2 protein-coding genes are annotated in these 4,160 nt (G+C 70.7%); both read left to right on the top strand.

Annotated features, from left to right (window positions below; all coding sequences use genetic code 11):
• Positions 1 to 610: 610 nt before the first annotated feature.
• The gene (locus tag ACWGI8_RS40600) at positions 611 to 2,071 is read left to right on the top strand and encodes an alkaline phosphatase PhoX (RefSeq protein WP_453668470.1); all 1,461 of its coding nucleotides are present in this window, start codon (positions 611 to 613) and stop codon (positions 2,069 to 2,071) included.
• A 490-nt stretch (positions 2,072 to 2,561) separates the two neighbouring features.
• Positions 2,562 to 4,145 (top strand): TROVE domain-containing protein, encoded by a 1,584-nt coding sequence (locus tag ACWGI8_RS40595; RefSeq protein ID WP_453668469.1) that lies wholly within the window; start codon positions 2,562 to 2,564, stop codon positions 4,143 to 4,145.
• Positions 4,146 to 4,160: the final 15 nt, after the last annotated feature.

Genomic DNA, 4,160 nt, shown 5'->3' with positions numbered 1-4,160 from the left:
GGACCTGGTCGAGGGCCTCGTCGGGCGCCACAGCGGATTCTTCGACGCGGCGTGGCGGGTCGACCACCCGGCCACGGCGGACGTTCTGGAGGCGATGGGCCACCTCCACCGCGACAAGAAGACGGCGAAGGACGCGCGCAAGGCGGCCTTCAAGGCGAGGTCCAAGCGCGGCGCCTGACAGCCGCGGGCCGATGCCGGGGCTCGGCCCCGGAACGGGTCCTGGCGTCTGACACCTGGGCCGACGCCGGGGCTCGGCCCCGAACCCGGTCCTGGCGTCTGACACCTGGGCCGACGCCGGGGCTCGGCCCCGGACCCGGTCCTGGCGTCTGACACCCGGGCTCGGCCCCGAACCCGGTTCTCGAGCGCCGGACGCGCCGGGTGGGTGCGGCCCTGTCCCGGGCCCCGCCCAAGTGTCGCGGGACGACGGGGCGGTGCGACCCGGCAGCGACTCGGCAAAGCACCGGCAGATTCACGGAAGAGGGCTTCTCGGTGCCGTGTGATGTTGCAAGGTGTTCAACTGCCGTTTAGGCGTGAGCGGGAGCGTTGCCCCGCAGACTCGCGCCGCCAGACCTCCAGGCACCACGCCTACCCATCCCCTCAGGAGACCGCGATGCCGCTCAGCCGCAGGGAATTCACCAGACAGTCCGCGCTCACCGGCGCGGGAGTCGCCCTCACCGGTGCCGTCGGCGCACTCGCCACCGCACCCGGCGCGCTCGCCGCCGAGGACAACACCGAGGAGACGGCCGCAGAAGCCACCGGCCACGGTCACGGTCACGAGCACGGCCCCGGCTACGGGCCGCTCCTCCCCGACCCCGAGGGCATCCTCGCCCTCCCCGCCGGCTTCTCGTACCGCGTCATCACCCACAGCGGCGTCACGAAGCTGGAGTCGGGCGAGTTCACCCCGTCCAACCACGACGGCACCGCGAGCTTCGAGGGCCCCCGCGGCGTCACCCTGCTCGTCAACAACCACGAGCTCAAGGGCCCCCGGTCCAAGTGGCAGTACCCCGTCCCGCTGACCGACGGCCTCGTCTACGACCCGGCCGCCGCAGGCGGCTGCACCGTCGTCGAGACCCACCGCGACGGCCGCACCGCCGAATGGGTCGGCATCGCCGGCACGTCCACCAACTGCGCGGGCGGACGCACTCCCTGGGGCACCTGGCTCACCTGCGAGGAGAACTCCGACCGGGCCGGCCAGAACGGCATGACCAAGGACCACGGCTACGTCTTCGAGGTCGACCCCTACGACCGCCGCGCCAACCGCCACCCCGTGCCGATCAAGGCCTTCGGCCGCTACGACCACGAGGCCGTCGTCATCGACACCAAGCGCGACCACGCCTACCTCACCGAGGATGCCGCCGGCCCCAACGGCCTCTTCTACCGCTGGGTCCCGCCGCAGGGCTTCCAGCACGGCCGCGGCCGGCTGCGCCACATCCCCGAGGACGCCGGCCTGCTCCAGGCGCCCAAGTGCTTCGACGCGGGCGGCCGTTTCGTCGACGACCTGTCCCGTGCCACGAAGACCGGCACGGTGTACGGCGTGGACTGGGTCGACGTCCCGGACCGGGATGCCAAGACCGTGCCGGTGCGCAAGCAGTTCGGCGACGGCGAGGTCACCCGGGCCCGCAAGCTCGAGGGCATGTGGTGGGCGGACGGCGGCGCGTACATCGTGTCCTCGTACGCTCGCGAGGAGAGCCCGGGCCGGCCGCACGACGGCCAGGTCTGGTTCTACGACCCGCGGCGCCGGACGCTCACCCTCAAGGTGCTGCTCGGCGTGAACGCCGACCCGTCGAAGGACGGCGCGTACGACGGCCCCGACAACATCACCGTCTCGCCGTACGGCGGCCTGATCATCGCCGAGGACGGCGAGGGCATCCAGCACCTCTTCGGCGCGACCGAGCGCGGTCGTACGTACCCGATCGCCCGCAACGACCTGAACATCGGCACCGAGGAGGAGCCGGAGTACAGCGAGTTCACGGGAGTCGTCTTCTCGCCCGACGGACGGACGCTGTTCGCCAACATCCAGACCCCGGGCATCATGGTCGCGATCACGGGGCCGTGGAAGCGAGCCTGCTGAAAGCCCCCTGAAAAACCCTTGGCGTACGTCCTGCCTGCGTCCCTAGAGTGATCCACGTCCAGGTGCGCAGGCAGGACCTACTTCCACTCATAATGGGGAGGTCACGGGTTCGAGTCCCGTCGCCGGTACTCAGGCCGGTGTAGCTCAGGGGTTGGAGCACCAACACGTCGGTTCCGCCGAACTGTTCTCTGGACACCACAACTTCATGCACCTCCCGGTGCGCAGGCCGCGGTTACTTCGTTCGCATCGAAAACCGGACCGCAGCCGTCCTTGATCTCGGGAGGCACAGCATGCGATGAGGGGTGCCCGGTGCGCAGGCAACGGATACTTCAATCAATCTGCGGGTTGCGGGTTCGAGTCCCGTCACGCCTTTAGGGGCGTGTAGCTCAATCGGTAGAGCAGTAGGAACAAGCCCGTCGCCGACTCTGATCTCGGGCACCCCTCATCATGCTGCGCTTCCCCTGGAACTTATGAATTCGGGGGAATTCACATGGCACGCTTCAACATCCGTACGACCAGGCCCCAGGCGGCCTCGCCCGTGAAGACCACCGGGCGCACCACGGTCACCCATCAGGGCGGCCGAGGACACCTGCGGGATGCCAGGTCCGAACTCTTTCTGCTCGCCGTCGCCAACTTCGTCTCGCAGCGGACCTTCTACGAGTCCGGCGAGGCCCGCGACGACCGCTTCGCCGCGCTCGTCCGTACGCTCGCCGTCGAGGACCCCGAGTGGACCGCCGGCCTGCTCGGCTGGCTGCGCGGTGACGCCAACATGCGTACCGCCTCGCTCGTCGGCGCCGCCGAGTACGTGAAGGCCCGACTGGACGCGGGCGCCACCGAGGGCCCGTCGAACCGGCAGGTCGTCGCGTCCGTGCTGCGCCGGGCCGACGAGCCCGGGGAGTTGCTCGGCTACTGGACCTCGCGGTACGGGCGGGCCGTGCCCAAGCCCGTCAAGCGCGGAATCGCGGACGCCGTACGCCGCCTCTACAACGGCAAGTCGCTGCTGAAGTACGACACCGCCGCCAAGGGATACCGCTTCGGCGACATCCTCAACCTCGTGCACGCCTCGCCCGACTCCGACAAGCCGTGGCAGGGCGAGCTGTTCCAGTACGCCCTGGACCGCCGCTACCACCCGGACACCGCCGTACCGCCCGCGTCGAACCGTACGCTGACCGCCCACCGGGCGCTGATGGCGCTGCCGGTGGCCGAGCGGCGGGCCGTGGTCACCGGGCCGGACGGCGCGGAGCGGCTGGCCGGAGCCGGGATGACCTGGGAGGCGCTGGCGGGCTGGCTGCAGGGGCCGATGGACGCGGCGGCCTGGGAGGCCGTCATCCCGTCCATGGGCGCGATGGCGCTGGTCCGGAATCTGCGGAACTTCGACGAGGCAGGGGTCTCGGACGAGGCCGCGGCGCGTGTCGCGGCGAAGATCTCGGACCCTGAGGTGGTCGCGGCCTCGCGGCAGTTCCCCTTCCGCTATCTGGCCGCGTACCGGCACGCGCCGTCGCTGCGCTGGTCGTACCCGCTGGAGAAGGCGCTCGGGCACTCGCTCGCGAATGTGCCCGCGATGCCGGGGCGGACGCTGATCCTGGTGGACCGGTCCGGCTCGATGTGGTCGCCCCTGTCCGACCGTTCGCAGCTCAACCGGGCGGACGCGGCGGCGGTCTTCGGCTCGGCGCTGGCGATGCGGGCGGCCGACGCGGACCTGGTCGAGTTCGGCACCAGCAGCGCGCGCGTGAAGTACAGCAAGGGCGAGTCGGTGCTGAAGGTGCTGGGGCGCTTCGGTGACCTCGGAGGGACCAACACCACCGAGGCGGTGCGCAAGCACTACAAGAAGCACGACCGGGTGCTGATCGTCACCGACGAGCAGGCGATGGGCAGCTACTACGGCGACCCGACCGAGCAGGTCCCGGCGCACATCCCCGTCTACACCTGGAACCTCGCGGGGTACCGGGCCGGGCACGGTCCGTCCGGTGGGGGCAACCGGCACACCTTCGGCGGCCTGAGCGACGCGGCGTTCAGGATGGTTCCGCTGCTGGAGGCGGGCCGTAACGCGCACTGGCCCTGGACAAGGGTCTGACACACCGGTCCCGGC

It is taken from the genome of Streptomyces sp. NPDC054841 (assembly GCF_053611045.1).
Note: the sequence above shows the minus strand (reverse complement) of the source record. Positions and strands in the feature narration are given on the sequence as shown.